The 17,648-nt window shown below is 74.7% G+C and carries 20 protein-coding genes; 11 read left to right on the top strand and 9 right to left on the bottom strand.

From position 1 onward, the window contains the following. Positions 1-6: 6 nt before the first annotated feature. Positions 7-2,511: an HAD-IC family P-type ATPase gene (locus tag ACI79R_RS13455; RefSeq protein WP_456574134.1), complete on the bottom strand. Its 2,505-nt coding sequence runs from the start codon at positions 2,509-2,511 to the stop codon at positions 7-9. 123 nt (positions 2,512-2,634) lie between these two features. Between ACI79R_RS13455 and ACI79R_RS13450 the strand changes: the two genes are divergently transcribed. Both ACI79R_RS13450 and ACI79R_RS13445 read left to right on the top strand, forming a co-directional pair. Further along, positions 2,635-2,964, top strand: coding sequence for a DUF6204 family protein (locus ACI79R_RS13450; RefSeq protein ID WP_456574133.1), 330 nt, complete (start codon positions 2,635-2,637; stop codon positions 2,962-2,964). Between the two features lie 46 nt (positions 2,965-3,010). Next, complete coding sequence (locus ACI79R_RS13445) at positions 3,011-3,919, top strand: DUF1028 domain-containing protein (protein WP_456574132.1); 909 nt, start codon at positions 3,011-3,013, stop codon at positions 3,917-3,919. A gap of 3 nt (positions 3,920-3,922) precedes the next feature. Here ACI79R_RS13445 and ACI79R_RS13440 read toward each other — a convergent pair whose 3' ends face one another. The 3 genes from ACI79R_RS13440 to ACI79R_RS13430 are packed head-to-tail and all read right to left on the bottom strand — an operon-like array spanning position 3,923 to position 5,269. Continuing rightward, the gene (locus ACI79R_RS13440) at positions 3,923-4,222 is read right to left on the bottom strand and encodes a hypothetical protein (RefSeq protein ID WP_456574131.1); all 300 of its coding nucleotides are present in this window, start codon (positions 4,220-4,222) and stop codon (positions 3,923-3,925) included. A gap of 28 nt (positions 4,223-4,250) precedes the next feature. Further along, the gene (locus ACI79R_RS13435) at positions 4,251-4,769 is read right to left on the bottom strand and encodes a PaaI family thioesterase (RefSeq protein WP_456574130.1); all 519 of its coding nucleotides are present in this window, start codon (positions 4,767-4,769) and stop codon (positions 4,251-4,253) included. Beyond that, entirely contained in the window at positions 4,766-5,269 is a 504-nt protein-coding gene (locus ACI79R_RS13430; RefSeq protein ID WP_456574129.1) for a winged helix-turn-helix transcriptional regulator, read from the bottom strand. The genes ACI79R_RS13435 and ACI79R_RS13430 overlap by 4 nt, the downstream gene beginning before the upstream one ends. A 78-nt stretch (positions 5,270-5,347) precedes the next feature. Between ACI79R_RS13430 and ACI79R_RS13425 the strand changes: the two genes are divergently transcribed. Next, positions 5,348-6,544, top strand: a complete 1,197-nt coding sequence (locus ACI79R_RS13425) for a thiolase family protein (RefSeq protein ID WP_456574128.1) — start codon at positions 5,348-5,350, stop codon at positions 6,542-6,544. 72 nt (positions 6,545-6,616) lie between these two features. Here ACI79R_RS13425 and ACI79R_RS13420 read toward each other — a convergent pair whose 3' ends face one another. Genes ACI79R_RS13420 through ACI79R_RS13410 form a run of 3 tightly spaced genes read right to left on the bottom strand, consistent with a single transcriptional unit; the run spans position 6,617 to position 10,109 of the window. Then, positions 6,617-7,441: a succinate dehydrogenase/fumarate reductase iron-sulfur subunit gene (locus tag ACI79R_RS13420; RefSeq protein WP_456574196.1), complete on the bottom strand. Its 825-nt coding sequence runs from the start codon at positions 7,439-7,441 to the stop codon at positions 6,617-6,619. Positions 7,442-7,443: 2 nt separating this feature from the next. Continuing rightward, the gene (locus ACI79R_RS13415) at positions 7,444-9,390 is read right to left on the bottom strand and encodes a fumarate reductase/succinate dehydrogenase flavoprotein subunit (RefSeq protein WP_456574127.1); all 1,947 of its coding nucleotides are present in this window, start codon (positions 9,388-9,390) and stop codon (positions 7,444-7,446) included. A 14-nt stretch (positions 9,391-9,404) separates the two neighbouring features. Next, positions 9,405-10,109 carry a succinate dehydrogenase cytochrome b subunit gene (locus ACI79R_RS13410; RefSeq protein WP_456574126.1) on the bottom strand — a complete coding sequence of 235 codons (705 nt, stop codon included), beginning with the start codon at positions 10,107-10,109 and terminating at the stop codon, positions 9,405-9,407. Between the two features lie 153 nt (positions 10,110-10,262). Here ACI79R_RS13410 and ACI79R_RS13405 point away from each other — a divergent pair, with 153 nt between their 5' ends. From ACI79R_RS13405 to ACI79R_RS13395, 3 genes are read left to right on the top strand one after another with little or no spacing between them, the layout of a single operon-like run. After that, positions 10,263-10,871 carry a sulfite oxidase-like oxidoreductase gene (locus ACI79R_RS13405; protein ID WP_456574125.1) on the top strand — a complete coding sequence of 203 codons (609 nt, stop codon included), beginning with the start codon at positions 10,263-10,265 and terminating at the stop codon, positions 10,869-10,871. 16 nt (positions 10,872-10,887) lie between these two features. After that, positions 10,888-11,607 (top strand): FAD-binding oxidoreductase, encoded by a 720-nt coding sequence (locus tag ACI79R_RS13400; protein WP_456574124.1) that lies wholly within the window; start codon positions 10,888-10,890, stop codon positions 11,605-11,607. A gap of 19 nt (positions 11,608-11,626) precedes the next feature. Then, entirely contained in the window at positions 11,627-13,210 is a 1,584-nt protein-coding gene (locus tag ACI79R_RS13395; RefSeq protein WP_456574123.1) for a succinic semialdehyde dehydrogenase, read from the top strand. Positions 13,211-13,215: 5 nt separating this feature from the next. On the opposite strand, the gene ACI79R_RS13390 is transcribed toward ACI79R_RS13395, so the two are convergent. Continuing rightward, entirely contained in the window at positions 13,216-13,491 is a 276-nt protein-coding gene (locus tag ACI79R_RS13390) for a TfoX/Sxy family protein (RefSeq protein WP_456574122.1), read from the bottom strand. Positions 13,492-13,598: 107 nt separating this feature from the next. Between ACI79R_RS13390 and ACI79R_RS13385 the strand changes: the two genes are divergently transcribed. From ACI79R_RS13385 to ACI79R_RS13365, 5 genes are all read left to right on the top strand, one after another. Next, positions 13,599-14,117: a GNAT family N-acetyltransferase gene (locus ACI79R_RS13385; protein WP_456574121.1), complete on the top strand. Its 519-nt coding sequence runs from the start codon at positions 13,599-13,601 to the stop codon at positions 14,115-14,117. Between the two features lie 93 nt (positions 14,118-14,210). Next, entirely contained in the window at positions 14,211-15,029 is an 819-nt protein-coding gene (locus ACI79R_RS13380) for a formate/nitrite transporter family protein (protein WP_456574120.1), read from the top strand. Between the two features lie 49 nt (positions 15,030-15,078). After that, on the top strand, positions 15,079-15,981 hold the full coding sequence (locus ACI79R_RS13375) for an ABC transporter ATP-binding protein (protein ID WP_456574119.1): 903 nt from the start codon (positions 15,079-15,081) through the stop codon (positions 15,979-15,981). Further along, complete coding sequence (locus ACI79R_RS13370) at positions 15,978-16,712, top strand: ABC transporter permease (RefSeq protein ID WP_456574118.1); 735 nt, start codon at positions 15,978-15,980, stop codon at positions 16,710-16,712. Before ACI79R_RS13375 ends, ACI79R_RS13370 begins: the two co-directional genes overlap by 4 nt. A gap of 35 nt (positions 16,713-16,747) precedes the next feature. After that, positions 16,748-17,089: an iron chaperone gene (locus ACI79R_RS13365; RefSeq protein WP_456574117.1), complete on the top strand. Its 342-nt coding sequence runs from the start codon at positions 16,748-16,750 to the stop codon at positions 17,087-17,089. On the opposite strand, the gene ACI79R_RS13360 is transcribed toward ACI79R_RS13365, so the two are convergent. Continuing rightward, positions 17,026-17,598, bottom strand: coding sequence for a DUF1990 family protein (locus tag ACI79R_RS13360; protein ID WP_456574116.1), 573 nt, complete (start codon positions 17,596-17,598; stop codon positions 17,026-17,028). The genes ACI79R_RS13365 and ACI79R_RS13360 overlap by 64 nt on opposite strands. Positions 17,599-17,648: the final 50 nt, after the last annotated feature.

Raw genomic sequence — 17,648 nt, 5'->3', positions numbered from 1 at the left:
GCCCGGTCAGGGACGCGGCAGCCGGTCCAGGCCCAGCACCCGCTCGAGCAGCCGGTACCGGAAGGCGAGGCTCAGCATCACGAACCAGAGCGCGAGCGCGGGCAGCACGGTGTCGAACACCGGAGCGGCCGGGCCGGTGAGCCCGAAGTAGTCCGACAGTGCCGGGATGAACAGCACCCCGGCCAGCGCGGCGAACAGGCCGACGACCAGCAGCGCCGGGCGCTTGTCGGCGACCGGTGCGGTCCAGGCCGCGAACAGCCGGAACGGCGGCCGCAGGAAGAGGACGAGCAGGAACGAGGCGACGGCGACGAAGGTCGACAGCCCGGTCTGGGCGCCGATCGTCGCCGCCGCCTCGGTGAACCCGGCGTCCCCGTAGCGCAGCCCGGTGTAGCCCTCGAACTCCGAGACGACGTCGGCCGGCGCCCGCGCCTCGGTGAGGCCCTCCGACACCCGCGTGTACAGCCAGGTGTAGACGGCGGTGCCCCCGGCCGCGGTCAGGATCGACGCCGGCACGACGAAGCGGCCCAGGTTGGCCAGCAGGTGCGGATCCGGCAGCTCGGGCCGCGCCCAGGCGGTGAGGAACAGCGTCGGGACGCCGACGGTCAGCAGCGTCAGGCCGACCTGCGCGGGGGAGTAGGGGAAGCCCAGCCCGAGCATCGTGACGCCGAGGATGACCAGGCCCTGGGTGACCACCCGGGCGAAGAACAGCTGCATCGACGTCTGGATGCCGCTGATGATCCGGCGGCCCTCCTGCTGGGCGGGCAGCAGCGCGGCGAAGCTGTCGTCGGTGAGCACGATGTCGGCGACCTCGCGGGTCACCGCGCTGCCGCTGCGCATCGCCACCCCGACCTGGGCCTGCTTGAGCGCGCGGGCGTCGTTGACGCCGTCGCCGATCATGGCGACGTAGCGCCCCTGCCGGCGCAGCGACGCGACGATCCGCTGCTTCTGCTCGGGTGCGATCCGGCCGAACACCGTCGCCTCCGCCACGGCGGTGTCGAACTCGGCGTCGGGCAGCCCGTCCAGCTCGGCTCCGGTCACCGGGGTCGCCACGGCGAAGCCGGCCTGCCGGGCCAGCGACGCCACCGTGCGCGGGTCGTCACCGGAGACGACCTTGAGCGCGATGCCCTCGCGGGTCAGTCGCGTGACGGTCTCCCGCACGTCCGGGCGCAGCTCGTCGGCGAGGGCGACGAGGGCGACCGGTGCCAGCGCAGGCAGCCGCGGCCGGCCGTCGGGGCCGCGCAGCACCGCCTCGCGGGCGCGGGCCAGCACGAGCACGCGCAGCCCCTCGCCGGTCCAGGCGTCGACCTCCGGCGCGGACACCCCGAGCGCGTCGGGCGCGCCCAGGACCCACGCCGCGTCGTCGGTGGCCAGGGCGCTCCAGCGCAGCGAGGAGGAGAACGGCACCTCCTCGCGCACCGACGTCCACGGCTCGCCGGGCAGGGCGGCGGCCAGGGCCGCCGTGGTCAGGTTGGGGAGGGAGACGCTGCGGGCGAACGAGCCGAGGACGGTGCGCACCGCCGCGGGGTCGGCGCCGTCCAGCGGCTGCACCTCGGCGAGGTCCAGCCGCCCGGTGGTCAGCGTGCCGGTCTTGTCCAGGCAGACGACGTCGACGTGGCTCACCGACTCGACCGCGTTCACCCGCTGCACCAGGGCGCCCTGGGTCGAGCTGCGCACCGCGCCGGCGGTGTAGGCGACCGCCACCAGCAGGAACAGCCCGTAGGGCACCAGCCCGGACAGGACGGCGCTGGTCTGCACCACCCGCACCAGCGGCAGCCCCTCGAGCGCGGCCTGGACCAGGATCGTCACGCTCATCAGCACGACCAGCGCCATCTGCAGCCGGACGACGAACTCGATCCGGCGCTGCAGCGGGGTGCTCTCCACGGTCAGCTCGCGGGCCTCGGCGGTCAGCCGGTTGGCGTAGCTCGCCGCGCCGACGGCCTCGGCCAGCTGGAAGCCCTCCCCGGAGACCACGAAGCTGCCGGACAGCAGCGCGTCGCCGGGCCGCTTGGGCAGCGGCTCGGACTCGCCGGTCAGCAGGCTCTCGTCGACCTCCAGGCGGCTGTCGTCCAGCAGCGGGCCGTCGATGACCACCTGGTCGCCCGGGCGCAGGTGCAGCACGTCGCCGCGGACGACGGCCTCCGGCGGCACCTCGGTGTCCCGGCCGTCGCGGACCGCCTGCACCGGCGAGCGGCCGAGCAGCTGCAGCCGGTCGAGCTTGCGCTTGGCCCGGATCTCCTGCGCCGCGCTCAGCGCGGCGTTGAGCAGCCCGGTGCCGACGCTGATGAAGGCGTCGTTGTACCGGCCCAGCGCCAGCAGCGCGGCGCCGATCGTGAACAGGATCGTGTTGTAGAAGGTGAAGACGTTGGTGCGCAGGATCCGCGCCACCGTCCGCGAGGAGCCGTGGCCGGCGCCGTTGCCCTCGCCACGGCGCAGCCGGGCGGCCGCCTCGGCGGCGGTCAGCCCGACCGGGGGCGGCACCGCGTCGGTCCGGTCGAGTGCGGCGCTCGCCATCGGCTCCTCCTCGGGCCCGTGTCGCACCGGGCGCCCCCGAGTCTGGCGGGTCTTCCTGGGAGTCCGCGCAGGCACCGGAAACGGCTCGCCGGGCGCCGTCCCCGGCGGCTACGGTGCCCGCCCGTGTCCACCCGCACCTACCGCGTCATCGTGCGCGGTGTCTTCGACGGCCTCGACGAGAGCCGGCGCGCCCAGCTCCTGGAGCGGGTGGCCGAGCACGACCTGTTCGCCGCCCGGTTCACCGAGGAGGGGTCGCTGACCTACGACGCCTCCCTCTCGGCCTTCAGCCACCGGTCGGTGGTGCGGGTCGACCCCGGCCCCGGCGAGGAGGACGACGCGCACGCCGCCGGCCAGCTGCTGGCGATGGCCTGCCTGGACGCCGCCGGGGTGGGGCACCGCCGGTTGCGGTCCACCGTCACGTGCATGGACGACGTGAAGGTGCGCCGCCGCTGACCCTCGCGGTGTTTGCCGCCGCCCCGGCCGCGGGCAGGCGTGTCCGGTGACCTACTCGATCGTCGCCCGCGACCTGACCACCGGTGAGATGGGCGTGGCCACCCAGTCGCAGGCCTTCGCGGTGGGCAGCAGCGTGCCGTTCGCGCTGCCCGGGCAGGGCGTGATCGCCAGCCAGTCGATGGCCGAGCCGATGTACGGCCAGATCGGGCTGGACCTCCTGCGCGGCGGCTTCACCGCCACCGAGGTGCTGACCGCCCTGCGCAGCGTCGACCCGCACCCGGAGCGGCGGCAGGTCGCCGTCCTCGCCGTCACCGGCGACCTCGCCGTCTACACGGGCGAGCAGTGCGTCGACGCGGCCGGGCACATGGTGGGGGAGGGCTGCGTGGCGCTGGCGAACATGGTCGCCGGCCCGGTGGTGTGGGAGTCGATGGTCGCCACCTTCGAGACCTCGCAGGGCGCGCTGGCCCACCGGCTGCTGTCGGCCCTGCACGCGGCCGAGCAGGCCGGCGGGGACGTCCGCGGCCGGCGGTCGGCCGCGGTCTTCGTCGTGCGGGCCACCACGACCGGCCGGCCCTGGCACGACACCGTCGTCGACCTGCGGGTCGACGACTCCGACGACCCGGTGGGGGAGCTCGACGAGCTGGTGGTCCGGTTGGCCCGCTACCAGGACGTCGTCCGCGCGTTCCAGCAGGCCATCGGCGGCGACGCGGTCACCGCCGACCGCGTGCTGGAGGAGCTGCGGCTGCCCGATCCGCACACCGAGCCCGACCACGTGCTCTGGCGGGCCGTCGTGGCGGGGCTGGCCGGCCGGGAGGACGCCGCCCGCGCGCTGCTGACCCAGCTGGCCGCGGTCGCGCCCCAGTTCGTCGAGGTGGGCCGCCGGTTCGGCGACGCCGGGCTGGTGCCGGCCGACCTGATGGCGCGGATCCTCCCCGAGGGCGCGACCGGGACCTGACCGTCAGCGGCGGGGCCGGCCGGTGCGCGGCCACCGCAGCACCCGGCGCAGCGCGGCCTGCGCGTCGTCCAGCAGCGCCTGCTCCTCCGCCGTCGGGCAGCAGGGCACGGCCTCGGTGAGCGCCTGCACGGCCCGGGCGCTGCGCTGCCGGCCGCGCCAGGTGGTCTCCGGCCGGCCGCCGGCCAGGCCGGCGGCGGTCCACAGCGCCGCCCGGCTCTCCTCCGACGGCGCCACGCCGCGGGCCCGCAGGTCCGCGGCGGCGTCGAGCAGCACCTGCAGGTGGGGCGGGTCGGCGGGGGTCATCCCCCGACCGTAGGGCCGGCCGGCCGGCTCAGCCGCCGACGGGGAAGACCAGCAGCGAGCTGGACGCGGTCGCCACCGTGCGGCCCGCCCCGTCGGTGACCACGCCCTCGGCGAAGGCCACCCGCCGGCCGGGCTTGACCACCGTGCCGACGGCGGTGAGCGGCCCGCTGTCGGCCGTCACGGCCCGCAGGTAGCTGACCTTGAGCTCGATCGAGGTGTAGCCCAGACCCCGGGGCAGGGTGGAGTGCACGGCGCAGCCGGCCACCGAGTCGAGCAGGGTGCAGACCAGCCCGCCGTGGACGACGCCGATCGGGTTGTAGACCGACTCGTCGACGGCGCAGCCGAACTCGACGCGGCCCTCCTCGACCGCGGCGAGGTGCATCTGCATGAGCGACACGATCGGCGGGGGCGGGAGCTCGCCGTCCCGCACGGCCTGCAGCGTCTCCAGGCCGGAGCGCTCCAGCCCGGCGGCCGCGGTGACCAGCGGGTCGTGCCAGGTGACCGTGCGCGAGCGCGGCGCGCCCCAGGCCTCGGGGGCGGCGGTCACTCGCCCTCCTCCTCCGCCGGCAGGCCCGACAGGATCCGTCCGGCAGGGGTGAGCACCCGTTCCACCCGCGACTGGTCCACCGGCTCGCCGCAGGTGCGGCAGACCCAGGCGGCGTCGATGCGGTGCGGCTCGTGCCCGTCGGGGGCGTGCTCGAGGCGCACTGGCGGCTCCTCGGCGGCCCAGCGGTCGCCCCACTGCAGCAGTGCCTGCAGCACCGGCAGCAGGTCACGGCCCGACGCGGTGAGGTGGTAACCCGACCGCGGCGGGTTCTCGCTGTACTGCCGCCGCTCGAGGACGCCCGCGGCGACCAGCGCGTTCAGCCGCGCCGTCAGCCGGTCGCGCGGGGCTCCGGTGCCTCGGGCGATGTCGCTGAACCGGTGGTTGCCGAGGGACACCTCGCGGACCACGAGCAGCGACCAGCGCTCGCCCACCAGTTCGAGGGCGGCGGCGATCGAGCAGGGGCGTCCGGGCAGCGTGGCGAGGTCGTAGGCGGCGGTCACCCCCCAAGGTTTGCACGTCAAACCGACTCCGCGCTACCGTGACCTTCAGTTGGACAATCAAACTGCAAGGGAGCGGTCATGCGGGATGCGGTGGTGGTCGAGGCCGTGCGGACTCCGGTGGGCAAGGGCAAGCCGGGCGGGGCGCTGTCCGGCGTCCACCCGGCCGACCTGCTCGCCCTGACGCTGGAGACGGTGGTGGAGCGCGCCGGGATCGACCCCGCGCTGGTGGACGACGTCATCGCCGGGTGCGTGACGCAGACCAGCGAGCAGGCGGCGAACATCGCCCGCACCGCGGCGCTGGCCGCGGGCTTCCCCGAGGCGGTGCCGGCCACCACGGTCGACCGGCAGTGCGGCAGCAGCCAGCAGGCGGTGCACTTCGCCGCCCAGGGCGTGATCGCCGGCGCCTACGACGTCGTCGTGGCCGCGGGCGTGGAGTCGATGAGCCGGGTGCCGATGGGCAGCGCGGCCCGCCAGGCCGGCGACCTGGTGGGGGAGCGGTTCGCCGCCCGCTATCCGGAGGGGATGACCAGCCAGGGGATCAGCGCGGAGCTGATCGCCGCGCGGTGGGGCCTGTCGCGGTCGCAGCTGGACGGCTACGCCGCGCGCAGCCACGCCCGCGCCGCCCAGGCCTGGCGGGACGGCGCCTTCGCCCGCCAGGTGGTGCCGGTCAAGGCGCGGCAGGCGGACGGGTCGGTGGCGCTGGTGGCCACCGACGAGTCCGTCCGCGAGGGCACCGACGTCGAGGTGCTGGCCCGGCTCCGGCCGGCGTTCCAGGACGACGCCGTCGCCGCCCGCTTCCCGGAGATCGACTGGCGGGTGACCGCCGGGAACAGCAGCCCGCTCAACGACGGCGCCGCGGCGCTGCTCATCACCACCAGCGAGAAGGCCCGCGAGCTCGGCCTGACCCCGCGGGCCCGCATCCACACCATGGCCGTCGTCGGCGACGACCCGCTGCTCAAGCTCACCGCGGTGATCCCCGCGACCGAGCGGGTGCTGCGCCGGGCCGGGCTGGGCATCGGCGACATCGACCTGTTCGAGGTCAACGAGGCCTTCGCGTCCGTCGTCCTCGCCTGGCAGGCCGAGACCGGCGTGACGACCGACCGGCTCAACGTCCTCGGCGGCGGCATCTCCATCGGCCACCCGCTGGGCGCCAGCGGTGCCCGGATCATGACGACGCTCGTCGACGCGCTGCACGACCGCGGCGCCCGGTACGGGCTGCAGACGATGTGCGAGGCCGGCGGGCTGGCGAACGCGACGGTGCTCGAGCGCCTCTGACCAGGTGCCCCCGCACACGACGGCGGGCGGGGACCCCGGATGGGATCCCCGCCCGCCGGCGGTCGTGCTCGATCAGCTCTTCGGACGAGCCCCCGCGCGCAGCGCGCCGAGCAGGTCGTGGTTGAGCCGCGAGATGGTCTCCATCGAGATGCCCTTGGGGCACGACGCGGAGCACTCGCCGATGTTGGTGCAGCCGCCGAAGCCCTCGCGGTCCTGCTGCGCCACCATGTTGACCACCCGGTCGTTGCGCTCGGGCTGGCCCTGCGGCAGGAGCCCGAGGTGGGTGACCTTGGCGGCGGTGAACAGCATCGAGGAGGCGTTCGGGCAGGCCGCGACGCAGGCGCCGCAGCCGATGCAGGTGGCCGCGTCGAAGGCCGCGTCGGAGTCCTTCTTGGCGACGAGGATCGAGTGGGCCTCGGGCGCCGTCCCGGTCGGGGCGCTGATGTAGCCACCGGCCTGGATGATCCGGTCGAACGCCCGCCGGTCGACGGCGAGGTCCTTGATGACCGGGAACGCCGACGAGCGCCACGGCTCGATGTCGATCGTGTCGCCGTCCTTGAACGACCGCATGTGCAGCTGGCAGGTCGTGGTCTGCGGGTGGTTGTCGAACAGCCCGTTGCCGTGCGCGCGGCCGTTGATCATGACGCCGCACATGCCGCAGATGCCCTCGCGACAGTCGTGGTCGAAGGCGACGGGGTCCTCGCCGTTCATGATCAGCTGCTCGTTGAGCACGTCGAGCATCTCGAGGAACGACATGTCCGGGGACACGTCGTCGAGCTTGTAGCTCACCATCTGGCCCTTGACCGACGGGTCCTTCTGCCGCCAGACGCGGAGGGTCAGCCGCATCCCCCGCTTCTCGTGGGGTGCGGTGGCGGTCCGGGGACCGCCGGGGGTCATCGTCACTTGTAGCTCCGCTGGGCGAGGTGGACGTACTCGTACTCGAGGGCTTCGCGGTGCAGGACCGGCGGCTCGCCCAGCGGCGTCCACTGCCAGGCAGCGACGTAGGCGAAGTTCTCGTCGTCCCGCAGGGCCTCGCCCTCGGGGGTCTGGCTCTCGGCGCGGAAGTGGCCACCGCAGCTCTCGCGGCGGTGCAGGGCGTCGATGCACATGAGCTCGGCGAGCTCGATGAAGTCGGCGACCCGGCCGGCGTGCTCGAGGGTCTGGTTGAAGGAGTGCCAGTCGCCCAGGACCTTCACGTTGGTCCAGAACTCCTGGCGGATCTCACCGATGCGCTCGATGGCCTTGCGCAGGCCCTCCTCGGTGCGCTCCATGCCGCAGAGGTCCCACATCAGCTGGCCGAGCTCCCGGTGGAAGCTGGCCGGGCTGCGCGTCCCCTGGATGTCGAGCAGCTTGCGGGTCTGCTCGAGCACGCCCTGCAGCGCCTCGGCGGCCGCGGGGTGGCTGTCGTCGACCTTGGGGAAGGGCGCGTCGGCGAGGTACTCGGTGATGGTGGCCGGCAGCACGAAGTAGCCGTCGGCCAGACCCTGCATCAGCGCGCTGGCGCCCAGGCGGTTGGCGCCGTGGTCGGAGAAGTTGGCCTCACCGATCACGAACATGCCGGGGATGGTCGACTGCAGGTCGTAGTCGACCCACAGCCCGCCCATCGTGTAGTGGACCGCCGGGTAGATGCGCATCGGCGTCGAGTAGGGGTCCTCGCCCGTGATCTGGGCGTACATGTCGAACAGGTTCCCGTACTTGGCCTCGACCGCCTTGCGGCCCAGCCGCTCGATGGCCTCGGCGAAGTCCAGGTACACACCCAGCCCGTTGGGGCCGACACCGCGACCCTCGTCGCAGACGTTCTTGGCCTGCCGCGAGGCGATGTCGCGCGGCACCAGGTTGCCGAACGAGGGGTAGATCCGCTCCAGGTAGTAGTCGCGGTCGGCCTCGGGGATGTCCCGCGGGTCGCGGGTGTCGCCGCGCTCCTTGGGCACCCAGACGCGGCCGTCGTTGCGCAGCGACTCGCTCATCAGCGTGAGCTTCGACTGGTACTCGCCGTGCACCGGGATGCAGGTCGGGTGGATCTGCGTGTAGCAGGGGTTGGCGAAGTACGCCCCCCGCTTGTGCGCCCGCCAGATCGCCGTGGCGTTCGAGCCCTTGGCGTTGGTCGAGAGGTAGAAGACGTTGCTGTACCCGCCGGTGGCGAGCACGACGGCGTCGGCGAAGTGCGTGCTGATCTCACCGGAGACCAGGTCGCGGGCGACGATGCCGCGGGCCCGGCCGTCGACGACGATCAGGTCCAGCATCTCGGTGCGGGCGTGCTGCTCGACGGTGCCGGCCGCCATCTGCCGCTCGAGGGCCTGGTAGGCGCCGTAGAGGAGCTGCTGGCCCGTCTGGCCGCGGGCGTAGAAGGTCCGCGACACCTGGGTGCCACCGAAGGAGCGGTTGTCGAGCAGGCCGCCGTACTCGCGGGCGAAGGGGACGCCCTGGGCCACGCACTGGTCGATGATGTTGACGCTGACCTCGGCCAGCCGGTGCACGTTGTTCTCGCGGGCGCGGAAGTCGCCGCCCTTGACCGTGTCGTAGAACAGCCGGTGGACGCTGTCGCCGTCGTTGCGGTAGTTCTTCGCGGCGTTGATGCCGCCCTGCGCGGCGACGCTGTGCGCCCGGCGCGGGCTGTCCTGGTACCAGAAGGACTTCACGCGGTAGCCGGCCTCGCCGAGCGTCGCGGCGGCGGCGCCGCCGGCCAGGCCGGTGCCGACGACGATGATCGTCATCTTGCGGCGGTTGGCCGGGTTGACCAGGCGCCCGCGGAAGCGGCGCTCGCTCCAGCGCTCACCGATCGGCACGTCCGACGGTGCCTTGGTGTCGGCGATCGGGTCGCCGACGGTGAAGAGGTCGAGAGGCATGTCCGGGGAGTCCCTTACTCGATGATTCCGAAGAGGACGGCGAAGGGGGTGAGCAGGAACCCGATCGTCAGCACCGTGGCGATGGCGGTGGCCGCGTGGTTGACGGTGACCTCGCGACGCCGGTTGCTCTGCCCGAGGGTCTGCGTGGCGCTCCAGATGCCGTGCCGCAGGTGCATGCCGACCAGGATCACCGCGATGGTGTAGAAGGCGACGACGACCGGGTTCTGGAAGCTGGCCAGCAGCCGGTCGAACGGCGTGCTGTCGTGACCCTCGCGGTTCACCGCGCCCAGGGTGAGGTCGAGGATGTGGAAGACGACGAACGCGATGATGATGACGCCGCCCCAGCGCATCGTCCGCGAGGCGTAGCTCTGCGCCACGGGCTTGCGCGTGACGTACCGCTCGGGGCGGGCTCGCTTGGCCTGGCGCCACAGCGAGACGGCGGCCCAGATGTGGGCGGCCACGGCGACCAGCAGGACGATGCGGATGATCCACAGGAGGGTGGCGCCCGGCAGGGCCGGGTTGCCGAGGGTCCGCAGCCAGCCGGAGTAGTGGTTGAACTCCTCGGCCCCGAAGAAGGCCTTGAGGTTCCCGATCATGTGCGCGATCAGGTACAGCACCAGGATGATGCCGCTGACCGCCATCACCGCCTTCTTGAAGACCGAGCTCGTCTTCGCGGCCTTCGGGGTCCTGCGCTGACCCGCGTGCGTCTGCGTCACCACGGCACAAAGCTAAGTCCGTGCCGTCCCCGCGGCCAGGTAAACACGAGGTGACACGCCTCATGTAAGGCTAGCCTCAGCAGCCGCTCGACCAGGGGGTCCTGGAGCCGGGGGGCGGCGAGCGCGCGGGGGCGGGATGGGGGCAGGATCTCCCCCGTGGCAGGACCCACCCGCGGCTTCCTCGGCCGCCGACGCGACCGCGATCCCCGACTCCCGCCCGGTCAGTACGACGCGGGCAGCGACTGGCCGGTGCTCACCGCCGAGCCGACCCCCCGGATCAGCCCCGAGACGTGGAGCATCACCGTCGACGGCCGGGTCGAGCAGCCCACGACGTGGAGCTGGGACGAGGCGCACGCGCTGCCCCGCAGCGAGTACGCCGGCGCCATCCACTGCGTCACCACCTGGTCGAAGTTCGACACGCACTTCGCCGGCGTCAGCGTCGACACGCTGCTGGAGGCCGCCCGGCCCACGGCCGAGGCGGCGTTCGTGATGGCCACGTCGAAGACCGGCTACACGACCAACCTCCCGCTGGCCGACGTCACCGGCGGCAAGGCCTGGGTGGTCTGGGAGTACGAGGGCGGCCCGCTGCCGGTCGAGCACGGCGGCCCCGCCCGGCTGCTCGTGCCCCACCTCTACTTCTGGAAGAGCGCCAAGTGGGTCACCCGGCTCACCCTCATGGCCCGCGACCAGCAGGGGTTCTGGGAGCAGAACGGCTACCACGACCGCGGCGACCCGTGGCTCGAGCAGCGCTACCAGGGTGACTGAGCCTCGGGACGGGGCCATGGGGAGGAGCGGTCGCCGGGCACCGGCCGGCGGCTGGCGGACGGCGACGGTGCGGGAGGTCGACCGGCCCACGCCGCGCACCGTCCGGCTGCGGCTGGAGGTGCCCGACCGGGTCGACCACCTGCCCGGCCAGCACTACGTCGTCCGGCTGACCGCCGAGGACGGCTACCGCGCGCAGCGCTCCTACTCGCTGGCCTCGGCGCCGTCGGACCCGCTCGTCGAGCTGCTCGTCGAGCGGCTGGACGACGGCGAGGTGTCCACGTACCTGGCCGACGTCGTCGAGCCCGGCGACGTCCTCGAGGTCCGCGGGCCGATCGGCGGCTGGTTCGTGTGGGAGGGCGACACCCCGGCGCTGCTCGTGGGCGGCGGCACCGGCGTCGTCCCGTTCGTCTCCATGGTGCGCACCGCCCGGGAGGCCGGCCGGCTGGACCTGCTGCGGGTGGCGGTCTCCACCCGCACGCTGGCCGCGCTGCCCTACGCCGCAGAGCTGCGGGAGGCCGGCGCGCTCGTCGTCACCACCCGGGAGCCCTCGGGCATCCGCCCGGCGGGCCGGCTCACCGGGCCGGACCTGGTGCCGCTGTGGGAACCGGGGCAGGACGTCTACGTCTGCGGGTCCACGCCGTTCGCCGAGGCAGCCACCCGGCTGCTGGAGGGGCTCGGCGTGCCGGCGCCGTCCATCCGGGTGGAGCGGTTCGGGCCCAGCGGCGGACCGGGCTGACCTGCGGCAGGCTGCCCGCATGACGACGACCGCTCCCTCCCCGTCCCCGGCCGCCGCCACCGCGCTGGACCCGGCCCTCGTCGCCCGGCTGGCCGGGCTGGTGACCGCCGCGCCCGGCCGCCCGACCCAGGCCTCGACCGCGCCGTTCGACGGCAGCGTCGTGGGGGAGGTGCCCACCTGCACCGCCGAGGACGTGCAGGAGGCGCAGCGCCGGGCCCGGGCCGCCCAGCGGGAGTGGGCGGCCCGGCCGCTGGCCGAGCGGTGCGCGGTGATGCTGCGCTACCACGACCTGGTGCTCGAGCGGCAGCGCGAGATCCTCGACGTCGCCCAGACCGAGACCGGCAAGGCGCGGGTGAGCGCGTTCGAGGAGCTCGCCGACGTCGCCATGACCGCGCGGTACTACGCGCACACCGCCGCCCGGCACCTGCGCCCCACCCGCCGGCAGGGCGCGCTGCCCGGGCTGACCAAGGCCGTCGAGCACCACCACGCCAAGGGCCTGGTCGGGGTGATCAGCCCCTGGAACTACCCGCTCACCCTCGCCGTCTCCGACGCCGTCCCGGCGCTTCTGGCCGGCAACGGCATCGTGCTCAAGCCCGACGCGCAGACGCCGTTCACCGCGCTGATCGCCGTCGAGCTGATGATCGAGGCCGGCCTGCCGCGCGACCTGTTCCAGGTGGTCACCGGCCGCGGGCGCGACCTCGGGACGCCGCTGATCGAGGGCGTGGACTACCTGATGTTCACCGGCTCCACGGCCACCGGCCGGGTGGTGGCCGAGCAGTGCGCCCGCCGGCTGATCGGCTTCTCGGCCGAGCTGGGCGGCAAGAACCCGATGCTCGTGCTGGCCGACGCCGACCTCGACAGGACCGTCGAGGGCGCGGTGCGGGCCTGCTTCTCCAACTCCGGCCAGCTGTGCATCAGCGTCGAGCGGATGTACGTCGAGGACGCCGTCTACGACCGGTTCGTGCCCGCCTTCGTCGAGCGGGTGCGGCGGATGCGGCTGGCCGCCGGGCTGACGTGGGACGCCGAGATGGGGTCGCTGGTCAGCCAGGACCAGTTCGACGTCGTGACCTCGCACGTCGACGACGCCGTCGCCAAGGGCGCCCGGGTGCTGGCCGGCGGCCGGGCCCGCCCCGACCTCGGGCCGCTGTTCTACGAGCCGACCGTGCTCGAGGGCGTCACCGACGAGATGGTGCTCGCCCGCGACGAGACCTTCGGCCCGGTGGTCGCCGTCGCCCGCGTGCGGGACGCCGACGAGGCGGTCGAGCGGGCCAACGACACCTGCTACGGCCTGAACGCCAGCGTCTGGTCGACCCCGCGCCGCGGCGCCGAGCTGGCCACCCGCATCCAGGCCGGCACGGTCAACGTGAACGAGGCCTACGCCGCGGCCTGGGCCAGCCACGACGCCCCGATGGGCGGCATGAAGGACTCCGGCGTCGGCCGCCGGCACGGGCGCGAGGGGATCCTCAAGTACACCGAGAGCCAGACCGTCGCCGTCCAGCGCGGGCTGCCGGTCGGGCCGCTGCCGGGCCTGCCGCTGGAGCGCTACGCCTCGGTGATGACCGCCGGGCTCAAGGCGCTCAAGCGCATGCCGTTCATCCGCTGAGCGGGTCAGCCGGGCAGGCCGGCCGCCCGGCGCAGCTCGGCCTTCCGCCCGGCCGGCAGCACCCGCCAGTCCAGGTCGAGCAGGGCGCCCTCCAGGGCCCACAGGAACACGGTGCTCAACCGGGGCGTGCCGGCGTCGGCCAGCCGCCGGTAGGCCTCGGCGGCGCCGACCTCGTCGAGATCCTCCGGGGTGCGGATGCCCACGCGGGCCAGCGCCGCCTCGCTGGCCGCCCCGAGGTTGCGCAGGTCGCGCAGGCGGCGCGGCGCGGGGTCAGCGGGCACGGGAGGTCCCTCGGCAGGTCACCCGCCCAGCCTGGCGCCCGGCCCCGGCCGCCGTCCAGGGACGGCCGGTGCGGAGCCGCCGCGCCGCGCTCGTCATGATCGGGGGCATGCGACACCGCGAGGTCACCGCGTCCGCGACCGTCGACGCGGAGCTCCGCGCGGCCCTGCTGACCTGCTGGACCGACGTCACGAACGCCGGCGGCGCGGTCGGCTTCGTCGCCCCGGTGACCGCCGCGGAGGTCGCGCCCGTGCTCGACGCGCTGATCGAGCGGGTGCACTCCGGGCAGCAGGTGCTCTGCCTGCTGCGGGTGGACGGCGCGCTGGCCGGGTTCGCCGCGCTCGCGATGTCGGCCAGCCCGCTGCGCCGGCACTGGGCCACCGTGCTGCGCGTGCAGGTGCACCCCGCCCGCCAAGGCGAGGGTCTGGGCCGGGTGCTCATGGAGGGCGTGCACGCGATCGCCCGCGACCGCGGCCTGGAGTTCCTGCACCTGACCGTGCGCAGCGGCTACGGCCTCGAGGGCTTCTACGAGCGGCTCGGCTACCGGGTGTTCGGCCGGATGGCCGGCGCGATCCGGCTGGCCCCCGGCGACGACCGCGACGAGGTGCACCTGACCTGCCGGCTGTGAGGCGGCCACGGGTGGACGGTCGCGGGCGCGGGTAGGCCGCGCCCCGGCACCCGCCGCAGCAGCCGGCCCGGGGTGCCTCGTCGAGGAGGAACTGTGGCCGACACCGCACGCGAGGAGCTGGGAGCCACCGACGCCCCGGCCGAGGACCAGGTCACCCAGGCGTTCGACATGATCGTCCAGGAGGGTGCGCAGCGGCTGCACCGCACCTGGCGGGAGGTGCTCACCACCGGGCTGGCCGGGGGCCTGGAGGTCGCCGTGGGCGTCCTCGCCATGCTGGCCGTCTACGCCGAGACCGGCAGCCACCTGCTGGCCGGCCTGGCGTTCTCCATCGGCTTCATCGCCCTGCTGCTGGCCCGCAGCGAGCTGTTCACCGAGGGCTTCCTCGTGCCCGTGACCGCCGTCGTGGCGGCGCGGGCCGGCGTGGGCCAGCTGGCCAAGCTGTGGACCGGCACGCTCGTGGCCAACCTCGTCGGGGGCTGGCTGGTCATGTGGGTGATCGTGCACGCGCTGCCGGAGGTGGGGGCCACCGCCGTCGAGTCCGGACGGGCGTTCGTCGAGGCGCCGCTGGACCTGCAGTCGGTCTGCCTGGCCTTCCTCGCCGGCGCCGCCATCACCCTCATGACGCGGATGCAGCACGGCACCGAGTCCGACCCGGCGAAGATCGTCGCCGCGGTGGCCGGGGCGTTCGTGCTGGCCGGCCTCCAGCTGTTCCACTCGATCCTCGACTCGCTGGTCATCTTCGGCGGCATCCACGCCGGGGCGGACTACGGCTACGGCGACTGGCTGGCCTGGTTCTGGTACACGACGCTGCTGAACATGGCCGGCGGGCTGCTGGTGGTCACCTTCCTGCGGCTGCTGCGCAGCAAGGAGCTGCTCCAGCGGGAGCGGGCGCAGGCGCACGCGGGGTCCTGACCGCCGCGCCTTCCCCGGCGCAGCCGCCGGGGTCGCCATGCTGGCGCCCGTGATCGAGCTGGCCGGGCTGACCAAGGTCTACCGCGACCGCGTCGCGGTCGACGGGCTCACCGTCACGATCCGCCCGGGCCGGGTCACCGGCTTCCTCGGCCCGAACGGCTCCGGCAAGACGACGACGATGCGCTGCGTGCTCGGGCTGACCCGGCCCACCGCGGGCACGGCCACGGTGCTCGGCCGGCCCTACCGGGAGCTGGACCGGCCGCTGCGCCGGGTGGGGGCGCTGGTCGACCCGCGCGCCCGCCATCCCGGCCGGACGGCGCACGCCCACCTCACCGCGCTGGCGCAGAGCAACGGCCTGCCCCGCGCGCGGGTCGACGAGGTGGTGGAGCTGGTCGGGCTCGGCTCGGTGGCCTCCGACCGGGTGCGCGGGTTCTCCCTCGGCATGGGCCAGCGCCTGGGCATCGCCGCGGCCCTGCTCGGGGACCCCGAGGTGCTGCTGCTCGACGAGCCGGTCAACGGGCTGGACCCCGAGGGCATCCGGTGGGTGCGCGAGCTGCTGCGCGACCTGGCGGGGGAGGGGCGCACGGTGCTGGTCTCCAGCCACCTGATGAGCGAGATGGAGGACACCGCCGACCACCTCGTCGTGCTGGGCCGGGGCCGGCTGCTGGCCGACGTGCCGATGGCCGAGCTGCTCGGCGCGCACGCCGCCGTCCGGGTGCGCAGCCCGCGGGCGCCGCTGCTGGCCGCGGCGCTGCGCCGGGCCGGTGCGGCCGTCGCGCTCGAACCGGACGGCGCGCTCCGGGTCGAGGGGATGGCCGCGGCCGGCGTCGGCGACGTCGCCTTCGCCGCGGGCGTGCCGGTGCACGAGCTGGCGCCGGTGCACGCCTCGCTGGAGGCCGCCTACCTCGCGCTCACCGGTGGCGAGGTCGAGTACCGGGCGGGGCTGCCGTGAGCACCGGCCTGCTCGCCGCGGAGTGGACCCGGCTGCGCTCGCTGCGCTCCACCTGGTGGTGCACCGCGGTCTACCTGGGCGTGGTCGGCGGCTTCGGCTTCCTGGCCGCGGCCACCACGCCGTCCAGCCCGCGGGCCGACGTCGCGGTGTCGGTCGCGCTGACCGGCTTCGGCTTCGGCCAGCTGGTGCTCGTCGTCCTCGGGGTGCTGGTGGTCAGCACCGAGTTCGCCAGCGGCAGCGTGCTGTCCTCGCTGGTCGCGGTGCCCCGGCGGACGTCCTGGCTGGCGGCCAAGACCGCCGTGGTCACCGGGTGGGCGGTCCTGCTGACCGCCGTGCTCGCCGTGGCCTGCGCGCTGGCCGCGCGCACGCTGACCGCCGTGCCCGGCGGGGTGCCGCTCACCGACCCCGCGGTGCTGCGGTCGCTCGGTCTGCAGGTCGCCGGGGCGGCGCTGGTCACCGTGCTCGGCGTCGGCCTCGGCGCGGTGCTCCGGTCGACCGCCGGCGGCGTGGGCCTGGGGACGGCGCTGGTCTTCGTCCTGCCGCCGGCGATGGCGCTGGCCGGCGGCCGGGTGGCCGAGCGGATCTCGCAGGCGCTGCCGGCGCTGCGCGTGGGGGAGGACGCGTTCCTCGCCGTCGCGACCGGCTGGCCGGTCGGGCTGGCCGTCGCGGCCACCTGGGCGCTGGCCGCCTGGGCGGTCGGCGCGGTGCTGCTGGAGCGCCGCGACGTCTGAGAGCATCCCGGTCCCCTCGCCGACAGGAGCCGCCCGTGTCCGCACCCGCCACCGTCGAGGAGTACCTGGCCGCGCTGCCGCCGGAGGCGCGGGCGGTGCTGGAGGAGGTCCGCGCGGCCGTGCTGCGCGGGATGCCCGGCGCCACGGAGACCATCCGCTACGGCATGCCGGCCGCGATGCTGGCCGACCGGTACGGCCTGCACTTCGCCGCGTGGAAGAAGCACGCCGCGCTCTACCCCGTCCCGCCGCTCGACGGGGAGCTCGAGGCCGAGGTGGCGCCGCTGCGCTCGGGCAAGGACGCCGTGCACCTGCGCTACGGGCGGCCGGTGCCGGCCGACCTGGTGGAGCGGGTGGCCCGGCGGATCGCCGAGAGGTAGCGCCGGGAGGCCACGGCCTGCAGCACCCGGCTGGCCGGCGCGACCAGCCGGGCCGCGGGGGAGGCCAGCCGGTAGAAGACCCGGAGGGTGAAGAGGACGTCGCCGTCCGGCGTCAGCCGCACGACGAACGACTCCTCGCCGCTCTCCGGGTGGCCGGGCAGGGTGCCGTAGGCGAAGCCGCGCTCGTCGCCCTCGGCCTGGGCCCACACCACCCGGCACGGGATGTCGTAGCCGAGGGGGAACAGCCCGGCGGTGAGGACGACGACCGTCCCCTCCCGGGTGGCCGGCCCGTCGGCGCGCACCCGCAGCCCGCAGCTGCGCTGGGCGGCCCAGCCGAACACCGCCGCGGCGGCCGCCTCGTGGTCGGCCGCGCCCCGGCCGACCACCACCGACCGCTCCGCGGTCGTGTACCCCGCCGGCAGGACGGCGTCGCGCGTGGCGCCCACCTCCGCGTAGGTGAACGGCGCACCCGCCCAGGCCGCCGGCGGCCGGCTGCGGAACAGACCCATGCGCCGAGTCTGCCTGCGCCGGCGCGGGCGCACCGCGTAGGTTGACCGGC

It is taken from the genome of Blastococcus sp. SYSU D00820 (assembly GCF_054050695.1).
This window is presented reverse-complemented; position numbering and strand designations above follow the sequence as displayed.